This is a genomic window from Sphingobacterium spiritivorum (genome assembly GCF_016724845.1).
In the GTDB taxonomy this organism is placed as follows: Bacteria; Bacteroidota; Bacteroidia; order Sphingobacteriales; family Sphingobacteriaceae; genus Sphingobacterium; species Sphingobacterium spiritivorum_A.
The window spans coordinates 2,942,891-2,961,035 of record NZ_CP068082.1 but is presented as its reverse complement, the minus strand read 5'-3'; the positions used below and the strand labels follow the sequence as shown (position 1 = coordinate 2,961,035).

The following is an 18,145-nucleotide window of genomic DNA, read 5'->3' as shown; positions in this document are numbered from 1 at the left end:
CTACGAGCTCTTATTATTCTTGATCATATCCATAATCTCTTCTAACTCGGAAGCGGATAACTTATCTTCTTTTACAAAGAAACTGACCATCTCTTTGTAAGAATTTTTAAAATAATCGCCTACAAATCCGCTCATGAATCGCTTCTTATATTCTTCTTCCGTGATCAATGGTTCATAACGTTTGGCATTGGCATATTTTACGGCCTTTACATAACCTTTGCGCTCCAGATTTTTGATTGTCGAAGCCAGTGTGGTATAAGGAACTACAGAACCTTTAATATTGTCCAGTACTTCTTTGATGAATCCCCCATTCAGCTGCCAGATAGATAGCATCGCCTCTTCTTCCTGAATCGTTAATTTTTCCATATCTGTGATTTTAGATTTAAACACAATACAATTTTACGAAATATTCGTAGATTAACGATAATTTTAGAATTATTTTTTAAATGAATGTGAAAATCAGTGTTATATAACATCATAGCTTGCTTTTAACTGAGATATAATTGTAACAAAGTATCTGTCCTCCCCATAATACTCTACTAAGCCTATTTATTATCTTTATTATAACAATATTATCGGGGTACTTAATTTTTTGATTATTTTTGATAGCTTTGCGTTCATTCATTTGGCTAAAGCTCACTCTGCATATATGGAATTTGATTATAGACTTAAAGTGTTTTACGTAGCTGCTAATACCTTGAATTTTACAAAAGCAGCAACAGAATTATTCATATCTCAACCTGCTGTAAGTAAAAATATTCAGGAAATAGAGAATGCAGTAGGCACTCCTCTTTTTGAACGGCTTGGTAACCGGCTGATACTGACCAAGGCAGGTTCTATACTGTATCATCATACTCAACTAATATTTGAACAGTATAATCAGGCTTCGTATGAAATCAACAAAATCATCGGAAAAGAAAATGGCAGTTTATTTATAGGTATCAGTACGACTATCTCCCAATACGTCATTCCAAAAATACTGGCGCAATTCGTTGCATCATGCCCGCAGAACGATATCAAGGTATATGAATATAATTCTAAAAGAGTTGAAGAACTCCTGCTCCGAAAAGAAATACATCTCGGAATCACGGAAGGACTTACAGACAACCGTTCCTTAAAATTCACACCTTTTCTTAAGGATGAGATCGTATTGGTCACCAACACCCAAAATCATTTATTAAACAAAAAAGAATTCAGGCTTAATGACCTTTATAATATCCCACTGGTAATTCGGGAGACAGGCTCCGGCACAAGGGATATTATCGAAGAAAGATTGCGTCAGAAAGGGATCGCTACTCACAAACTGAGGATCGAGATTACACTCTCTTCTACCGAAAGCATCAAAGAATACCTCAAATACAGTAAGGCTGCGGCTTTTGTTTCTATCCATGCGATCAGCAATGAACTCAATGCTAATCAGCTTCAGATCATAGAATTGACAGATCTGAATATTGAACGTTATTTCTACATCACACATTTGCATGGAGGATTGACAGGACTTCCTGAAACATTTTTAAAGTATATACAGAAGCATAAAAACCATATCTACTCATAACATTTAATTATACCATATAATAATATGATATTATAACTCCATTACTTGTTCCACTAGATTTGTACAAAATCTAATAATTATGGAGGAAGAATTAAGAATATCAGGAAGAATAATCCGTTATGTGATCGGTTTAAGCATCATACTGGTCTGCTTCATTGTGCTAAGTCTGTATTTCACTATTCATCCGCCCATATCTCAGGCAATGGCAACGGAACAGCCGGATAGTATATTGACCCATGTTGATCAGTACGAAGGAATCTCCTTTGGGGATAATACGGAAGGCAAACTGGCTGCTGAAGGTGAAAAACTGATTAAGGAAACCTACAATTACTTCTATAAGGATGGACAAAAGATCGGTAACCGGCTGGCTTGTACCAACTGTCATCTGAATGGCGGTACAAAAGCATTTGCGGCTCCTTACATAGGGTTGAGCGGAGTATTTCCAATGTATATCGGCAGGGAAGATAAGATTGAGTCACTGGAAGAACGTATCAACGGATGCTTTGAACGTAGTATGAACGGACAAGCTATCGATGTGAACAGTACGGAAATGCGCGCCATAGTAACCTACATCAAACAAATCAGTGCAAAAGCTCCTATAGGTAAGCGAATCGCCGGACAGGGTTTTGTGAAAATCGTCGTCCCTGAACGCGCTGCTAACCCAAAGATGGGAGCTGTCATCTTCCAGAAACAGTGTCAAAGTTGTCACGGAAACACTGGACAGGGTGTCAAATTAACAAATAATAAAGGATATCAATATCCGCCATTGTGGGGTGAGGATTCGTACAATGATGGTGCAGGAATGGCAAGATTGCTGACTGCAGCTAAATTTATCAAAGCTAATATGCCATTGGGCGCAACTTATGAAGCCCCTGTCTTATCGGATGAGGAAGCTTATGATGTAGCGGCGTATATCAACTCCTTTCCAAGACCTGTGAAGGCAAACAAAGAAAAGGATTATCCTAATCTGGAGAAGAAGCCGAAAGATTCGCCTTATCCTCCGTTCAATGATCAAATAAGTCAATTACAACATAAATATGGACCTTATAACTTTTAAAATGATGAACAAAAAACTAATGTTGATGATGCTTATACTGGTAAGTATAACGACTGTGTATGCCCAAAGTAAAGATCCTTTACAACACAACAAAGAATTTACGGGTGCGGAGGCGAAGCTTAAAAGCTATAAAGCTATCTATCAATTGGACAGCAATGATCCCAAGATTATTGAGAAAGCTATCCGCAACATCAATAATGCACTGGATGACCCTCGTTTGCAAGGCAAACTTCAGATTGAACTGATCACTTTTTCGGGGGGAACGGAAGCGTATCTGAAAAGCTCATCTAAATTTGAAGAACCGTTAAAAAAACTGATCCAACGTGGTGTTATTGTAGCTCAGTGTCTCAATTCTTTAAAAGAACGTAATCTCAGCAAAGATCAACTGTTCGATTTCGTTGCTTATGTACCTAGCGGAAACGGAGAACTGATTATTCGTTCTCTGCAAGGCTGGACAATTATTAAACCTTAATCTTATTTTTATGCACAAGTTAGTTATTTACATATTCGCATTTATCGCAATACTTTCTAATGCGCAGGCGCAGGATCACCGCTTTGATCCTCCGTGGAATACACCTCCTGAATCCGCAGTCAATTTCACTATTCCCGGAATAGACAATATTCCTGATCTGTACGGTGAGATAGAGAATCCGCAATTGGTGATTTTCTTTGCCGGCAATCAGTTTATGGTCATCGATGATCTGATCAAAGGATTTAAAAAAGAACATCCTCAATATGAACGCATTTTTGTAGAAACATTACCTCCCGGAATTCTTGCCAAACAAATACAGGGCGGTTCACTGACTATAGGCAATCTGAAACTCACGCATACAGCAGACATCTATACTGCCGGTCAAAGACGTATTACTGAAATGGCCGATTATTTTGATCAGACTATTGAATACGCCCGCAACAAACTCATCCTGATGGTTCCGGAAGGGAACCCCAAGAATATCCGGACGCTAGAAGATCTGCAACGCAAAGATGTACGGATAAGTATGCCCAATCCTGCCTGGGAAGGTGTAGGTGAACAGATCAAGACAGCATATAAAAAAGCAGGAGGAGATCAGCTGGTGTCTGCTGTAATGGATATAAAAACGAAGGATGAAAGTACATACCTGACCCGGATTCACCACAGGGAAAGTCCTTTGCGCATATTGGAAGGGAAAGCTGATGTTGCTCCGGTATGGTATTCAGAAGTTGTATTTCAGAAACTCATCAACCATCCGGTAGACGGTATAGAAATACCTGCAGAGCATAATATTACCGCTAAGTATATGGCCGGAAAGCTGAAAAAAGCAAAGAATCCGGAAGCTGCGGCAGCATTTATGAAATACCTTCAATCTCCTATAGCTAAAGCTATTTATAAGAAATACGGATTCGAAGTATAATCGCAGTGTTGAACACTTAAATACCCTGCTGACTTTTCATTTTTTATAAGTCAGCAGGGTATTTTAGATCAGATTTGTTGGATTCTGTTATTCTGGCAGTTGCAATACTTCCTTTGTCGATCCTGTATCAGCATTCATAACATAATAAACAGGTTTCCATGGATTGGGTTCTCCTGTATTCTGTCTTGAGACTTCCAAAAATTCCTGTTCTGAAACCTTTCTTCCCTGATATACAATAATAATCCATTGCTTGTCTTTGGTTTGATATTGAATATCATACTTTGGTGTTCCGTCTTCATTAAGCCTCCCTGAACCATCCTTAGTATTGATATAGCCTTTATTATCGAGAAAATTCAAAACCTGCTGATACTTTACTTTGCCAAACTTTTCATCCTCATTTACTGTGCGCTCCAGCTGCCCCTCTTGATTATAATATTCAGATTTCCCCACTTTTACAGTTTCGCTGAGCAAAAGCTCTTTAAGCTTCAAATTGCCGTTTGGATAAAATTCTTTATAGCAAACTAAGAAGGAAGGTTTTGGCAACAGTTCCTGCTGCGCCCCTATTTTTCTATTTTCCGGAGCAGTCATCGATAAGATGGTATTACCGTTGGCCAGAAGTAGCAAACCTGTACCTTGCTGGTATTTTTTATACAATTCGACATCAAATTTTTCAGGCATAGTGGTATCCTTTTGGTTATTTGTCTTCCCTGGCCGATTGTTACAGGCCAGGATCGAAAGAAAGAGTGGTATCCAAAAAAGTATCTTTTGCATCTGTATATATTTTAAAGGTAACAGACCATCCGGTAAATTTAGATAATAGGCCCGGCACCTGATGAATAACTTATTTCCATACGATTTGGCATTTAGAAGTTTTTACTTTCATTTCTACTTCTTCAAAATATACTACCACTCTTTTATGACCACAATGTATCGTTCATAAGCAAACCCTTTTCCAATAATTTAGTAATGTCTGTTTACTTTTACTGTCCGCTAATTAGTCATTAAAAAATGATGCTTTATGATCCTGACTGCTTCCATAATTTTCATACTGTCTGATATAATCACTGATTTTTCCAAACTCCTTCATACCACAATTGAATGCCAGGCTCTTCTTATTCATGAATGTAAAAACTAACATTTCATCCCTGTATTCAAGTCTGATATTCTTTATGCTATCCATCCCTTTATAAAAAATGTTCTTACCGTAAATATTAAAATTGATCTTTTCTGAAATAAAATCAACAGATCCACATTGCTGATTACCACTTTCTATATAACATCTAAGATACGCCTCTTCTATGACAGCACATGATTTTATTACAACTGTATTCCTAAAGAAAGAATTAACCATTTTGTTATTTATTATTAACAGATACCTGTTGATTCCCCGTATTTTTCCACACAAACTTCATCTGCTATTCCATAAAGAATCTGATCGCTAAAATCGTTAACATTATTTGGTGTTTCACCGGGATTGTTGAGGATATGAAAATAGAATGCTTTTCCATTACTTACAATCCAGTTTGCTATATCCTCAACTCCATCTTCAGATTCTTCCATATAATCTGTAAAAGGAGCTTCCTGTAATTCTACTGAAGCATCAATAAATTCTTCCTGAAATTTTATAAGATCATCTTTTGAAAAATTAGCTAAAAGCCCCCTAAGCGTATCCCTGTTCAAATTTGCATTTTTAATGAGGGACCAAAACCATTCTGATATTTCTGCATCTTTCATTCGTTCTGACTTTTACTTGTGAGTTACTATTTGTATACTTTAAATGATTTTATGGAGATTAATCCTATACCCTGTCAGTCTTTTACCTGCAAGATATCACCGAATATCTGCATCAAATAATTTATAAAATTCTCAGGCAATATGACATGCCCAATGTCGATAGTTATTTCACTCTCTTCTATACGTAATATCATGATCGTATTACTGATCGATAGATGTGTACAACAATTTATGCATTGGTCTCCGTTACATTCAATAAAAATGTCTCCTGATTCTTCCATATTATATGACTTCTGAAATAGAATGTACTTCTCATAGTCAAACTCATCTTCAGAAAGACCAACCATAAAATATTCCTCATCTTCCTCTTTGGAAGCATAGGCAAATTTTGCCTTAAATGTTACTTTATACATATATCCTGGAGTAATACACCCTACTTATAATGGTTTCTATTTTTTAAATCAATAATCTGTATGTCGGATTCTTTTATTTCTTCTGTGCATTTAGCCGAAATATTGCATCATATATTTACTATTTTCCGACCAATGCAATTACTGCACTTTTCAATTTATCTGCATTTTTGGTGCTGAAGTTTACAACAAATTTCAGATCCGGAACGTTGTTTTGAATTATTGGATTTTCTATCGTAAAGTGAATAGAAGTTTCTGCAAATTCGTACTTAAAATCACTTTTAAGTGCACTTATACAATTTGTCTGATCATTTATCTCTATCCCTATTTCATCTTCATATGCTAAAGAACTAAGGGAAAGATAATTCTCAGCATTAACAAATGTAATACTGACCAATTCATCCCAATTATCTTCCAGACTGTAAACGATCTGCTTACTTTCAAATATCATATGCATTTATTTATAAACTCCTGTTCAAACTATTTATTTTATTTAATGATAAGGTCATTTTGGTGTGGATACAATCCGCAATTTTGGTGCAAACCTCCGCTTATGCCATTAAAAGTTGCCGATGAGGACACCCGCAAACGCTACTGATGCGTCTGTTGTTATCTTTTAAAAGGAGAGAAAGCAACCTCGCTAAGATCCTTCATTTGGAAACTTTTCGCTGGCAAACAACTTGCCTGTGCCTTTGGCAATAACATTATCTTAATGATTCTTACTTTGGTACGGACACACAGCTTTGGGGCAAGCGTCCGCTTGTTCCTTCATGAGCACCTGCTCGTACCAGCCAAAGACTACTGCACAATTAATTTATGGAGAAATTAATCAACAAATTACTGCGCCACTCTCTAATAATCATCTATCAGAATAACATCCGGATTATAAAACTTCCTGTAATATTTCTCAATCACACCTACAACTCTTAATCTTTCCTTTTTACTCATCTTTTCATCAGAACTATCCCATTTTTTTACCGATCTGGTAAATATAGCACCATGTTCTGCATCTATCGTACAGATCAATCCCTTCTCATTTTCTATAAATAGCAAATTCTCACCCCGTCCTAAAACCCGGATACCATACAGGTTACCTGCTTCATCAGTAATCCGGTGTATATCTTCCCGCTGCATTAATTCTTCAAGGTAACTATCCATTACATTTAGCTTTAATTCCTTTAAATTTATCCTTGGAAAAACCGGAAATCAACCTAACAAAACTATCTCTTATTATGCCACTTAGTCCAAATACTGAATCTCTCTCTTTCGGACAAACTGCAATTTATCTTTGAAGTCTGTTATTTTATTATTCATTATTTCCTGCTTTTCGACCCAATTATTTTGACTATCATAGTGATATGTATTGATATGTATGGTTATCCAATCTCCTCCATTATAGGATTTATTATTGCTTTCCTTTCTCGTGAGATTGCCAAACGTATCATAGGTGTAAGTATCTCTTTTTATATAATTATCCTTTTCTAATTCTTCATCCGATGCAAATACTTTTTCATCTATCAGCTTATCATCCGTATCAAATGTACTTTGAGTAATATCGAAAAGCTGGTTAAATGAATGGTAGTGAGTAGTTCTTATTTTTTTTCCTGAGCGGTCAATGATTTCTTTACTATCCCACTGCTCATTATAAGGATCTTCATTTACGGCTTCATCGACTTCCAACTCAATACCATTTTCAAAATTTCTGATAACATTTCCATCATTATCGTAAATCTCTCTACAGGAAATACCTTGTCCGTAATCATACTGTTTTTCCAATAATGCCCCATCATCTCCGTAAATGTTTTGACTGAAATATTTACCATCGCTTTGTTTTAGCGTATCTTCTACCATGATCTGTTCCGCATTATATGTTTTGGTTAAGGTTTTCGTCAGTCGCCCATCGCTATGGTATACTTCCCACCTAACGATATTCCCAGCTTCATTAAAATGTGTTATCTCAAATCCTAACAGGACTAAATTTTCATTTTCAGGTTGAAACGTCAATTCTTTTATCCAGGCAATCTTCCCGGATATATTAGCACTTTTCAGATCGTTATTTCTCATATTTTGTCAAATGCGGGTAATTTATAATGCCTCTCCATAAAAGCTATATTCTATTTGGAATTTTGTTATCAGGTCCAGGGCACATTTTGAGAGAATCTGATTTTTACAAATCCTTCATCTGCTCTTTAGCCCTAGATATCAAACTTCATCTGAAATTTCTATTCCAAAAAATTCTTCCAAAAATTAATTGAATGTATTCCATTTTCGATCGTACTCACCATCGATAACTTTTCTAACATCTGCATCTTCAACCAGAATAACAGAGTCATTATCTGTATCGTAAAGCAAAAATGCGTAAGAAGTATCCTCCAGTAAAGAAATTAAGTTTTGAGGGACATTTTGCTTCACATGCATATTATAATTTACACCGGTTGGACTTTGATCCATCAGATCCCTCACCACATTAAACATAAAACCTTCAGAACAATTAAATTCTGTACCATAGGTCGTCGCAAAGTCCACAAATACCGAATTTTCTTTAAAACCATGCTGGTGAAGTACAGAATGGTATAAACTTCGATGTTCAGTTAACAATTTTGGCTCATCTTCTAAATACTTAACAATTTTTTCGTTTTGCATATCTGTATAAATTAGTTGTTGCCTAAAACTTCTTCTGCAAATCGCAAATCCTCCACATTATTAGCCACACATTTTAGCATATTACTTTCATTCTGGATATATAAAACCGATTTATGATCCTTTCCAAGCCATATTTTATTGGGATAGGAAAAAGGATTAAAAAACTGATTCCAATATTTTTTAACAGGCACATATATCCCGTATCCTGACAGTTGAAGTTCAAATTTATATTCTGCCTGCTCTGATAACCAATCTGTATATTCTGTAAGGAGTAAAGCAGACAGCGTAAATTCATAAGACTCCCATGCTCTCTTGCCTTTGATATAAGGGATCGGATCTTTATCACTTACCAGCTCATTCTTTCTCAACATAAACAGATCTGCATTCCGGCCGTATATACTAAATTCAATCCTGTCGATAGTATCTTCCAGATAGGCTAAAAAAGGATAACTATTCTCCGGTAAGGTTTTATTAAAAGAATGCAGTACATCAACATATGTTCCTGCCGTATCGCCATCTTCAGTCAGCCTGATACTAAACAATGTTTGACGAATAATTTGTAGGTTATCTTCAAATTCAGAAACTGTCATTTTTATACGATACTTTCATTTTTGAATATTTACTCCTATGCTTACAAACCGACAGGTGACGTTGGTTCATACGAATCTTTATACCGCAAGTAAATTTTCACGTTTTTCATCAAACACTTCCGCTACATCATTTTCGATTAACAGGTCAAAAAATTTGCTGTAACCATGCTGTATTTTATACTCCATTTCGTTCTTATATAATGGAAACAGACTGTAAAAATTTATTATTCTGTCTTCGCAGGTGATCTGCATAAAATCTTCCCCGAAAGTAGCGGAAGGCAATAATATACAGCCTGTAAAAAGTGTATGCTTATCGTATGGGTCAGCTATATCGTTCCATGCCTGCAAAGTGTGTCCTTCGGTCAAAAAGGTATCCTGATGATGCGGAAATCTCGCCATATCTTTCATCATACCTATTATCCAATCATTTTTATCATCGCTCGGATAGGTTTTATTAAATTTCATATCTTTAGGAATCAATAGCATTAGCTCGGCAAATGTATAATCCGCTCTATCCTGAATAGTCTCGGGAACATTCATCTCCAACAGACTCATACCGGAAGTGATCAGCAGGTTAAACTCCTTGTCTTTTGGTTGAATAAAATATACATCCAGATGAAAGTCCAGAGAAAGCATCTCGTGAAAAACAGTCATGTCCTCACTTTCGAAATACTCGTCCAGATGCTTTTGCAATGCTTCCACATGTTCGTAATAATGCTTTCTATCCTGTATTTTCCGGATTAGTTCTTTGTCCATATTTTTTTATTTCCATACGCTCAGTCGTGCAGTAAAACAAATTTTGTTCTGCGCAGATCTACTATTTAAATATAATGCTTTTCTTTTAAACTATCGATAAAAAAAGGAATCTGAGATCTCATGAAAACCTGCAAATAAGCAACTTACACATGTTTAAACACATTAAACAAATCTGTTTTGAGCTGATTTTGAATACAGAACAGGATTTCAAGTTTTTATTCCGTCAATTGTTTTTTTCCAAAAAAGTTGAATTTTCTGATTATTATGAATATTTTGGAAAGTATTGTTAACGCAACGCAAAATTAGTTTTAACCCTATATCAAATTGTCCCTATATGACTTAAATATGGCATTTTAATTCATTTTGACATATTGATTTACATTTCAATTTATTTACATTTGCATAATACAAGATATTCAAACTATGTCTGAAACAGTTAAACTTACTTTAAACGATTCATCATATGAGCTTCCTGTAATCACAGGAACTGAAAATGAAAAAGCTATTGACATCTCCAAACTAAGAGATCAAACCGAGTATATAACTTTAGATCCGGGATTTAAAAACACAGGAGCTACGAAAAGTGCCATTACTTTCTTAGATGGTGAAAAAGGTATTCTTCACTACAGAGGTTATCCTATTGAACAATTAGCCGAAAAATCTACATTTTTAGAAGTTGCTTATTTATTGATCTTTGGTGAATTACCTTCAGACGAGACTTTGAAAAAATTCAGACATGACATCAGCAAGCATACACTGATTCATGAGGATATGAAGAAATTCTTTGACGGATTTCCTTCAAAATCCCACCCAATGGGACAACTGTCCTGTTTGGTTGGAGCCCTTTCTGCTTTTTATCCTGAATCCCTGAATCCTAATGCTTCTGAAGAAGAAGATAACCTGACAATTGTAAAATTACTGGCAAAAATGCCGACAATTGTTTCATGGATTCACAAAAAATCATTGGGTCATCCGGTGATCTACCCTAAAAACAATCTTAACTATGTACACAATTTCCTAAGCATGACTTTCGGTCAGGTAACGGAAGATGTGACTATAGACCCGATTGTCATTGATGCGATGCACAAATTGCTGATCCTTCATGCTGATCACGAACAAAACTGTTCAACTTCTACAGTACGTATCGTAGGTTCATCCAATGCGAATCTTTATGCGTCTGTTTCCGCAGGAATCTCCGCTTTATGGGGTCCTCTTCACGGAGGAGCTAATCAGGCAGTTATCGAGATGCTTGAGGCGATCAAAAATGACGGTGGTGATGCAGATAAATATCTGGCTAAAGCTAAAGATAAAAATGATCCTTTCCGTTTAATGGGATTCGGTCACCGTGTATACAAAAACTTTGACCCGCGTGCTAAGATTATCAAAAAGACATGTGATGATATCTTAGAAAAACTGGGCATTAATGATCCTGTCCTGGAAATCGCAAAACGCCTTGAAGAAGCTGCATTAAGCGACCAGTACTTCATTGACAGAAAATTATATCCAAACGTAGATTTCTATTCCGGTATTATCTACCGTGCATTAGGTTTCGATTCGGAAATGTTTACCGTATTATTCGCTTTGGGTCGTCTTCCGGGATGGATTGCTCAGTGGAAAGAGATGCGCGAAAACAAAGAGCCTATCGGACGTCCGAGACAGGTCTATACGGGCTCACAAAAACGCGACTACGTAGAGCTGAAAAACAGAAAATAATTCATTTTGAATATAGAATTAAAAGGCACTCTCTACGGGTGCCTTTTTTAGTTCAAAAAAAATCTACTAAATAAGTATAACTTCACGGTTAGATGCTTAAATAATGGGGAGTTTTCCTTATGTTTGCAATCTAATTAAGAATTATTCTAAAAAACTTGACCGACCTGTTAATCGATATACTGGTACCTGTAGCAATTTTTAGTTTTATTGCTATTTTCACGCTGTTTGCGGTATATGCGGAGCGTAAAATTGCCGGTTTTGTACAGGATCGTCTCGGCCCCATGGAAACCGGAAAATTCGGAAGCCTGCAGACAATAGCAGATATTCTGAAGCTCCTCCAAAAAGAATTTATTACTCCCTCTGCCGCAGACAAAATATTGTTCGCCGCCGCTCCTGTTATTATCTTTATTGCTGTTTTTATTGGTTTCAGTGTAATGCCCTGGGCTCCGGGATTTATTCCTGCTGATACACATACCGGACTGTTTTTTATTATGGCGGTTGTTTCTATTGATGCAATAGGTATACTTATGGCTGGCTGGGGATCCAATAATAAGTACTCCTTATTAGGCTCTATCCGCGCCATAGCACAGATGGTATCGTACGAGATTCCGGTAGGATTGTCTCTGATTGCAGCTGTGATGATTACGCAGACGCTGAATCTCAATGAAATCGGTATAAACCAGGGAATCCTGTCTTCAGAAAACATTAAGTTTCTGGGATTCTGGGAAGTCAATACAGTCGGAGGAATATTTGCCTGGAACATCTTTCAGGCTCCGCATCTCTTAGTGGTTTATATTATCTTCTTTATAGCCACATTAGCAGAATGTAACAGAGCTCCGTTTGATATTCCGGAAGCAGAATCTGAACTCATCGGAGGTTTTCATACCGAATACGGGGGAATCAAATTTGCATTTGTCTTCCTTGCGGAATATGCCATGATGTTTTTAGTAGCCATGCTGGGGGTTGTTATTTTCCTTGGCGGATGGAATACACCTCTGCCCAATATCGGAGCCTTGAAATTGGCTACCTGGACCACCGGATTATGGTGGGGAATCTTCTGGACACTGGCCAAATCACTGCTTATCGTCGGTGTACAGATGTGGATCAGATGGACACTTCCACGACTCAGAGCAGATCAGTTGATGGCATTATGCTGGAAAATACTGATCCCTGCAGCGTTTGTCTGTATGGCGATCTCAGGAATATGGAGATTAATTGTTATGAATTAATATGATGTTGATAAAGACGACCATAAATGCATTACTCACGGCTGTCAAAGGACTTTCTTTGACTGTAAGGCACCTCATTGGTGCCCGTCGTGCACGTCATGAGCTCGACATCACAAAAGATCATTATTTTGACAAGCAGGACGGGGTAGCTACGGTACAGTTTCCTAAGCAGAAAATGCCTATTCCTGAAGTCGCCCGTTATCAGTTGGAGGTGGAGATAGACGATTGTATCGTATGTGATCTTTGTGCCAAAGCCTGCCCTGTGGATTGTATAGATATACTGTCTATCAAATCACCGGAAGCGATCGGAAAAACTTCAGACGGAAGTGTAAAACGTCTTTATGCGGAGAAATTCGACATCGATATGGCCAAATGTATGTATTGCGGTCTTTGTACTGTTGTATGTCCTACAGAATGCATCACCATGACCAATCAGTATGACCGCAGCACATCCAAACTGACGGACCTTATCTATGGGTTCTCGGATATGTCAGACACAGAAGTAGCACAACGTAAAGAAGAGTGGACCAAATTTCAGGCAGAGAAGGAGGCTGCAAAAAAACAATCATGACACTTGAAGAACTTTTGTTTTATGCCTTCGCAGCACTGGCTATCGGTTCGGCGCTGTTGGTGGTTAACCTAAAAAATACTGCAAGGGCACTTTTCTTGTTTTTCATTGTCTTGTTTGCTATGGCCGGACTTTACCTCTTTGCTCTTGCAGATTTTGTAGCGATCACTCAGATCATGGTATACGTAGGTGGTGTACTGATCCTGATGATCTTTGCATTTATGTTGTCCAACAAGGAATTGCTCAAAGATCTGCAACATGCTTCCGGTAAGTTTCTGACTTTGCCTAACTGGCAGTCTTTGATTCTTAGTTCGGTTTTTTTGATTATTATGATCACAGCTGTAGTAGAATGGCAGTCCGAGGTGCCTGCATGGATCGAGCAGGCACGAATTAACAACACCTTGATCCATCCATCGGACAATAATATTCAACAACTTGGATTCAAGTTTATGACACAATATATTCTTCCTTTTGAGCTCATTGGTATCTTCCTTATGATGACATTGATCGGTGCTGCTCACTTATCCAGAAAGGAGGATAAATTTTGATTACTTTAACTCATTTCCTGGTCGTGAGTGCGTGTATATTCTGTATTGGTCTGTATGCAGTCCTGTCGAAAAAAAATGCGATTATGATTCTGGTGGGTATTGAACTGATGATCAATGCGGCGATTCTTAATTTTGTAGCATTCGGTCGTTATGATAAAATCAATTACGGCGGACAGGTTTTCGCATTATTTGCTATCGTACTCGCAGCTGCAGCGGTAGCTGTAGGTCTGGCGATTATTCTGAATGTCTATCGCCATTATAACACAATCAATCCGGATCAGGTACAGGAATTAAAAGATTAGTATTGAATTACTTTGCTGACATATCGCCCGTTACTACTGCACTGCTTACTTTAGCACTGCCTTTTGCGGCTTTTCTCTATCAGGCACTTTTAGGAAAACGAGCACAGTCCGGTATTATTCCGGCTATTGCAATAGCCTTAAGCGCTCTTTTTGGTCTTCTGACATTTGTTGAAATCTGGAACTACCGTACAGTCCACATTCAGACCGATTGGTTTACGATAGGCAATAAAACATTTACAGTAGGCATTTTGCTCAACAATCTCACCGCACTGATGCTGCTGATTGTACCTGTTATAGCACTTCCGGTACATTTATACTCCAGATCATATATGCACGGGGATAAAGGTATTCATCGCTACTGGATGTATCTGAGCTTATTTTGTTTTGCCATGTTGGGTCTGGTGATGATGAATAACCTGTTGCTGATGTACATTTTCTGGGAGCTGGTCGGGTTTGCCTCGTATCTGCTTATTGGATTTTGGTTTACAAAAGAGTCAGCAGCGCAGGCAAACAAAAAGGCATTTATTATTAACCGTATTGGTGATCTGGGATTTTTAACCGGTATTGCTATTGTATATAGTCAGTTTGGCACATTAAATCTCGTGGAATTATTTGGTTCCGATGGTTTGGCATATCAGGCCATATTAAGTGATGGCCAATGGATATCTCCAATGAATAATACTATGCCTGCAGGTTGGTTGACAGCAGCCGGGATAGCTTTCTTTATCGGAGCTATGGCTAAATCTGCTCAATTTCCCTTACACGTATGGCTTCCGGATGCGATGGAAGGTCCTACCTCTGTATCGTCTCTTATTCATGCTGCTACTATGGTAGCAGCCGGTGTATTTTTAATGGCGACACTGTTTCCATTATTTAATGAAACCGTATTACTTGTCATTGCTGTAATTGGAACCCTGACAGCAGCAAGTGCGGCATATTTTGCATTGGCACAATATGATATCAAACGAATTCTGGCCTTTTCTACTATATCTCAGCTGGGATATATGATGGTGGGTATAGGTATAGGCGCATGGGATGCAGCAATTTTCCATCTGGCGACACACGCATTTTTTAAATGTCTGCTATTCTTATGTGCCGGAGCTGTAATCCATGAGATGGTGCATCTTAAAGAAAAGAGCCAGCAGGATTTTGATGCGCAGGACCTTCGAAATATGGGAGGACTCCGCAAGTATATGCCTAAGACATTTGCACTGATGGCACTCTCCTCGCTAGCTTTATCAGGATTCCCGCTGACATCGGGCTATCTGTCCAAAGACAGCATTGTTATTTCAGCATTCGAATGGAGCAGTACACATGGAGCAGTCTATCATATTATTCCTGTAGTATTGATCGTAGTCAGTATCCTGACAGCATTCTATATTGGGAGATTAATTTTTAAAGCTTTCTTCGGACAGCTACGTGTGCCTTCATCGCTGACAGCACCTATGCATGAAGCACCAAAGATGATGCTTATTCCCATGTTTTTTCTGGCACTATGGTGTTTCTTCCCAATTTTCTCCTTCAATCCGCTGTCTTACCATCATGCCTGGATTGTGGACGGGTTGCTGGATCAATATCCTTATGCTACCAACCCATTAGCACACCTTGTTATTCCGGTTATCCTTACGCTTGGCGCTTTGGGAAGCTGGTGGGTCGGTTATAAGTGGTATGTCAAAAATGAATATCCGTTCAATCCTCAACACCGATTAATACAAGCTTCTTTAAAACAAGGGTATTTAAATGAACTGTATACATTTGTTTTCGTGAATGGTACCGTAAAGTTGGCAAAAATTTGTTATTGGATTGACCGAAATATCGTGGATGGTATTGTTCACCTGATTTCTATTGTTATATTACGTTTCTCAGCTGTCATTAACTGGATTGACCGGGTACTTGTGGACGGCTTTGTCAATTTGGTGGCTAAAACAGCCTATTGGCTTGGAAATGTGTTTCGTCACATACAGAATGGCCGTCTGCAGTATTATCTGTTTTCGGTGTTTTTCGTGGTTTTGATTGGTTTAGTTTATTTGATCATAAAATAAAATGGGATTACTTACGCTCATCATATTTCTTCCTTTAATCGCAACAGCCTTCATACTGCTGCTTCCGACAAAATGGAACAACTCATACAAATACCTTGCTCTGGCATTTACAGTTGTGCAGTTACTCATAGCAGGCTATCTGTATATTCATTTTGATGCTACACGAACAGGGATTAATACAGTAGAAGGCTATCAGTTTGTCGAACAGCTTTCCTGGATCCGTCTTGATCTTGGCACTATTGGCAAGTTAGAAATAGATTATTTCCTGGGGCTTGACGGTGTTTCTTTACCGCTGGTATTGCTAAGCGCTTTTGTGATGCTCATGGCTATAGGCGCTTCCTGGAATATACAGAAGAGTCCTAAAGGATACTTTGCCCTACTGATGGTACTCAATATGGCAGTAATGGGCATTTTCTGTGCACTGGATTTTTTCCTTTTTTATGTATTCTATGAAGTGATGCTCCTTCCGTTGTATTTTCTTATCGGAATATGGGGCGGAACACGAAGAGAATATGCAGCAATCAAATTTTTCATCTATACGCTGTTTGGTTCGGTATTCATGCTACTTGTCATTGTGGGTCTTTATTTTTCGGTTACCAATCCGGTGACAGGTGCATACACCTTCAATATGTTGTCTATGATGAATCCGGACAATTATGTAGAAGGAGGATTCTTTTCCCCTGACAGCCTTTCCACTATCTTTGGATGGTCTACAAGGCTTGTAGGATTTATTGTATTGTTTTTTGCATTTGGGATCAAGGTACCTATTGTGCCTTTACACACCTGGTTGCCGGATGCACACGTAGAAGCTCCTACTCCGATCTCCATCATCCTTGCCGGAATATTGCTGAAGATCGGTGGCTATGGAATAATCCGTATCTGCTATGGCATTTTCCCGGACATTGCAGTACAGACCAATTGGTGGATCGGACTTATAGGCGTGATATCCATTTTATACGGTGCAATGAATGCTTTGGCACAGAAAGATCTGAAGCGCATGATCGCTTATTCATCGGTATCGCACATGGGATTTGTATTATTAGGTATCGCTTCGCTGACAACAGAAGGAATTTCGGGTGCTATGTTTCAGATGATAAGTCACGGATTCCTGTCCGCAGCTCTGTTTTTTCTGGTGGGTGTGGTGTATGACCGTGTGCATGACCGTTATATCTATCATTTCAGAGGGTTGGCGACCATTATGCCGAAATATACAGCTTTTGTGGCTATAGCTTTCTTTGCCTCTCTTGGTCTGCCCGGATTTTCGGCTTTTATCGGAGAAGCATTTGTGATCATCGGGACATTCAATGCAGCCAGTATAGGATCGGCTCTACCGAGATGGATGGCTATCGCAGGTTCTATAGGAATTCTGTTAAGTGCAGCCTACTTCCTGTGGACATTACAACGGATGTTTTTTGGACAAACCCGCCTGAAGGGTGGTGAATCCTGGGTCTCAAAATTAACAGACATTAACCTCAGAGAACAGATCATCTTGTTTCCGACTATCGCACTGGCATTGGTCCTCGGAATTTTTCCGTTTCTAATTTTTGATAAGATGAATACCTCTGTTCTTCATTTTGTATCCATTCTTCACCAATATATCGGTTAAT

At 38.1% G+C, this 18,145-nt stretch carries 22 protein-coding genes; 11 read left to right on the top strand and 11 right to left on the bottom strand.

All coding sequences use genetic code 11. The features are described from left to right. Positions 1–366 carry a BlaI/MecI/CopY family transcriptional regulator gene (locus I6J03_RS12385; RefSeq protein WP_003011095.1) on the bottom strand — a complete coding sequence of 122 codons (366 nt, stop codon included), beginning with the start codon at positions 364–366 and terminating at the stop codon, positions 1–3. 283 nt (positions 367–649) lie between these two features. On the opposite strand from I6J03_RS12385, the gene I6J03_RS12380 reads away from it, so the two are divergent. The 4 genes from I6J03_RS12380 to I6J03_RS12365 all read left to right on the top strand — a co-directional run bounded on the left by I6J03_RS12380 (position 650) and on the right by I6J03_RS12365 (position 4,003). Beyond that, complete coding sequence (locus tag I6J03_RS12380) at positions 650–1,555, top strand: LysR family transcriptional regulator (protein ID WP_003011098.1); 906 nt, start codon at positions 650–652, stop codon at positions 1,553–1,555. 79 nt (positions 1,556–1,634) lie between these two features. Further along, the gene (locus tag I6J03_RS12375) at positions 1,635–2,612 is read left to right on the top strand and encodes a c-type cytochrome (protein WP_003011100.1); all 978 of its coding nucleotides are present in this window, start codon (positions 1,635–1,637) and stop codon (positions 2,610–2,612) included. A 4-nt stretch (positions 2,613–2,616) separates the two neighbouring features. Next, positions 2,617–3,084 carry a DsrE family protein gene (locus tag I6J03_RS12370; protein WP_232279824.1) on the top strand — a complete coding sequence of 156 codons (468 nt, stop codon included), beginning with the start codon at positions 2,617–2,619 and terminating at the stop codon, positions 3,082–3,084. 10 nt (positions 3,085–3,094) lie between these two features. Further along, positions 3,095–4,003: a molybdate ABC transporter substrate-binding protein gene (locus I6J03_RS12365; RefSeq protein ID WP_003011104.1), complete on the top strand. Its 909-nt coding sequence runs from the start codon at positions 3,095–3,097 to the stop codon at positions 4,001–4,003. Positions 4,004–4,090: 87 nt separating this feature from the next. Here the strand turns inward: I6J03_RS12365 and I6J03_RS12360 are convergent, their stop codons facing one another. The 10 genes from I6J03_RS12360 to I6J03_RS12315 form a co-directional block, all read right to left on the bottom strand. Continuing rightward, a complete protein-coding gene (locus tag I6J03_RS12360; RefSeq protein WP_003011106.1) occupies positions 4,091–4,774 on the bottom strand; it encodes a hypothetical protein in 684 nt (227 codons plus the stop codon). Between the two features lie 223 nt (positions 4,775–4,997). Beyond that, positions 4,998–5,123, bottom strand: a complete 126-nt coding sequence (locus I6J03_RS22795; protein ID WP_262506186.1) for a hypothetical protein — start codon at positions 5,121–5,123, stop codon at positions 4,998–5,000. Between the two features lie 245 nt (positions 5,124–5,368). Next, positions 5,369–5,737: a DUF4240 domain-containing protein gene (locus I6J03_RS12350; RefSeq protein ID WP_003011110.1), complete on the bottom strand. Its 369-nt coding sequence runs from the start codon at positions 5,735–5,737 to the stop codon at positions 5,369–5,371. 74 nt (positions 5,738–5,811) lie between these two features. Further along, positions 5,812–6,150 (bottom strand): Imm10 family immunity protein, encoded by a 339-nt coding sequence (locus tag I6J03_RS12345; protein ID WP_003011112.1) that lies wholly within the window; start codon positions 6,148–6,150, stop codon positions 5,812–5,814. 118 nt (positions 6,151–6,268) lie between these two features. Next, the gene (locus tag I6J03_RS12340) at positions 6,269–6,598 is read right to left on the bottom strand and encodes a hypothetical protein (protein ID WP_232279825.1); all 330 of its coding nucleotides are present in this window, start codon (positions 6,596–6,598) and stop codon (positions 6,269–6,271) included. 401 nt (positions 6,599–6,999) lie between these two features. After that, on the bottom strand, positions 7,000–7,305 hold the full coding sequence (locus tag I6J03_RS12335) for a hypothetical protein (protein ID WP_003011116.1): 306 nt from the start codon (positions 7,303–7,305) through the stop codon (positions 7,000–7,002). 81 nt (positions 7,306–7,386) lie between these two features. Beyond that, a complete protein-coding gene (locus I6J03_RS12330) occupies positions 7,387–8,211 on the bottom strand; it encodes a hypothetical protein (RefSeq protein WP_003011118.1) in 825 nt (274 codons plus the stop codon). Between the two features lie 183 nt (positions 8,212–8,394). Further along, entirely contained in the window at positions 8,395–8,790 is a 396-nt protein-coding gene (locus tag I6J03_RS12325; protein WP_003011120.1) for a hypothetical protein, read from the bottom strand. 11 nt (positions 8,791–8,801) lie between these two features. Next, positions 8,802–9,380, bottom strand: coding sequence for a hypothetical protein (locus I6J03_RS12320; RefSeq protein WP_003011122.1), 579 nt, complete (start codon positions 9,378–9,380; stop codon positions 8,802–8,804). Between the two features lie 78 nt (positions 9,381–9,458). Then, positions 9,459–10,136 (bottom strand): suppressor of fused domain protein, encoded by a 678-nt coding sequence (locus I6J03_RS12315; RefSeq protein WP_003011124.1) that lies wholly within the window; start codon positions 10,134–10,136, stop codon positions 9,459–9,461. 423 nt (positions 10,137–10,559) lie between these two features. On the opposite strand from I6J03_RS12315, the gene I6J03_RS12310 reads away from it, so the two are divergent. From I6J03_RS12310 to I6J03_RS12280, 7 genes are all read left to right on the top strand, one after another. After that, the gene (locus I6J03_RS12310; RefSeq protein WP_003000502.1) at positions 10,560–11,849 is read left to right on the top strand and encodes a citrate synthase; all 1,290 of its coding nucleotides are present in this window, start codon (positions 10,560–10,562) and stop codon (positions 11,847–11,849) included. 155 nt (positions 11,850–12,004) lie between these two features. Continuing rightward, the gene (gene nuoH, locus I6J03_RS12305; protein WP_003011127.1) at positions 12,005–13,078 is read left to right on the top strand and encodes an NADH-quinone oxidoreductase subunit NuoH; all 1,074 of its coding nucleotides are present in this window, start codon (positions 12,005–12,007) and stop codon (positions 13,076–13,078) included. 1 nt (position 13,079) lies between these two features. Further along, positions 13,080–13,649: a 4Fe-4S binding protein gene (locus tag I6J03_RS12300; RefSeq protein WP_003011129.1), complete on the top strand. Its 570-nt coding sequence runs from the start codon at positions 13,080–13,082 to the stop codon at positions 13,647–13,649. Then, the gene (locus I6J03_RS12295) at positions 13,646–14,194 is read left to right on the top strand and encodes an NADH-quinone oxidoreductase subunit J family protein (RefSeq protein WP_003011131.1); all 549 of its coding nucleotides are present in this window, start codon (positions 13,646–13,648) and stop codon (positions 14,192–14,194) included. Before I6J03_RS12300 ends, I6J03_RS12295 begins: the two co-directional genes overlap by 4 nt. Then, on the top strand, positions 14,191–14,496 hold the full coding sequence (nuoK, locus tag I6J03_RS12290; protein WP_003011133.1) for an NADH-quinone oxidoreductase subunit NuoK: 306 nt from the start codon (positions 14,191–14,193) through the stop codon (positions 14,494–14,496). The genes I6J03_RS12295 and nuoK overlap by 4 nt, the downstream gene beginning before the upstream one ends. 2 nt (positions 14,497–14,498) lie before the next feature. Beyond that, positions 14,499–16,538: an NADH-quinone oxidoreductase subunit L gene (nuoL, locus tag I6J03_RS12285; RefSeq protein ID WP_201693710.1), complete on the top strand. Its 2,040-nt coding sequence runs from the start codon at positions 14,499–14,501 to the stop codon at positions 16,536–16,538. Between the two features lies 1 nt (position 16,539). After that, a complete protein-coding gene (locus I6J03_RS12280; RefSeq protein WP_201693708.1) occupies positions 16,540–18,144 on the top strand; it encodes a complex I subunit 4 family protein in 1,605 nt (534 codons plus the stop codon). Position 18,145 lies beyond the last annotated feature (1 nt).

What these genes read in the sequence shown, in the direction of transcription:
- I6J03_RS12320 (WP_003011122.1), bottom strand. Translation starts at nt 9,380, where the DNA reads ATGACAGTTTCTGAATTTGAAGATAACCTACAAATTATTCGTCAAACA.
- I6J03_RS12370 (WP_232279824.1), top strand. Translation starts at nt 2,617, where the DNA reads ATGAACAAAAAACTAATGTTGATGATGCTTATACTGGTAAGTATAACG.
- I6J03_RS12280 (WP_201693708.1), top strand. Translation starts at nt 16,540, where the DNA reads ATGGGATTACTTACGCTCATCATATTTCTTCCTTTAATCGCAACAGCC.
- I6J03_RS12335 (WP_003011116.1), bottom strand. Translation starts at nt 7,305, where the DNA reads ATGGATAGTTACCTTGAAGAATTAATGCAGCGGGAAGATATACACCGG.
- I6J03_RS12310 (WP_003000502.1), top strand. Translation starts at nt 10,560, where the DNA reads ATGTCTGAAACAGTTAAACTTACTTTAAACGATTCATCATATGAGCTT.
- I6J03_RS12345 (WP_003011112.1), bottom strand. Translation starts at nt 6,150, where the DNA reads ATGTATAAAGTAACATTTAAGGCAAAATTTGCCTATGCTTCCAAAGAG.
- I6J03_RS12375 (WP_003011100.1), top strand. Translation starts at nt 1,635, where the DNA reads ATGGAGGAAGAATTAAGAATATCAGGAAGAATAATCCGTTATGTGATC.
- I6J03_RS12295 (WP_003011131.1), top strand. Translation starts at nt 13,646, where the DNA reads ATGACACTTGAAGAACTTTTGTTTTATGCCTTCGCAGCACTGGCTATC.
- I6J03_RS12300 (WP_003011129.1), top strand. Translation starts at nt 13,080, where the DNA reads ATGATGTTGATAAAGACGACCATAAATGCATTACTCACGGCTGTCAAA.
- I6J03_RS12360 (WP_003011106.1), bottom strand. Translation starts at nt 4,774, where the DNA reads ATGCAAAAGATACTTTTTTGGATACCACTCTTTCTTTCGATCCTGGCC.
- I6J03_RS12385 (WP_003011095.1), bottom strand. Translation starts at nt 366, where the DNA reads ATGGAAAAATTAACGATTCAGGAAGAAGAGGCGATGCTATCTATCTGG.
- I6J03_RS12315 (WP_003011124.1), bottom strand. Translation starts at nt 10,136, where the DNA reads ATGGACAAAGAACTAATCCGGAAAATACAGGATAGAAAGCATTATTAC.
- I6J03_RS12330 (WP_003011118.1), bottom strand. Translation starts at nt 8,211, where the DNA reads ATGAGAAATAACGATCTGAAAAGTGCTAATATATCCGGGAAGATTGCC.
- I6J03_RS12365 (WP_003011104.1), top strand. Translation starts at nt 3,095, where the DNA reads ATGCACAAGTTAGTTATTTACATATTCGCATTTATCGCAATACTTTCT.
- I6J03_RS12380 (WP_003011098.1), top strand. Translation starts at nt 650, where the DNA reads ATGGAATTTGATTATAGACTTAAAGTGTTTTACGTAGCTGCTAATACC.
- I6J03_RS22795 (WP_262506186.1), bottom strand. Translation starts at nt 5,123, where the DNA reads ATGAATAAGAAGAGCCTGGCATTCAATTGTGGTATGAAGGAGTTTGGA.
- I6J03_RS12325 (WP_003011120.1), bottom strand. Translation starts at nt 8,790, where the DNA reads ATGCAAAACGAAAAAATTGTTAAGTATTTAGAAGATGAGCCAAAATTG.
- I6J03_RS12350 (WP_003011110.1), bottom strand. Translation starts at nt 5,737, where the DNA reads ATGAAAGATGCAGAAATATCAGAATGGTTTTGGTCCCTCATTAAAAAT.
- I6J03_RS12340 (WP_232279825.1), bottom strand. Translation starts at nt 6,598, where the DNA reads ATGATATTTGAAAGTAAGCAGATCGTTTACAGTCTGGAAGATAATTGG.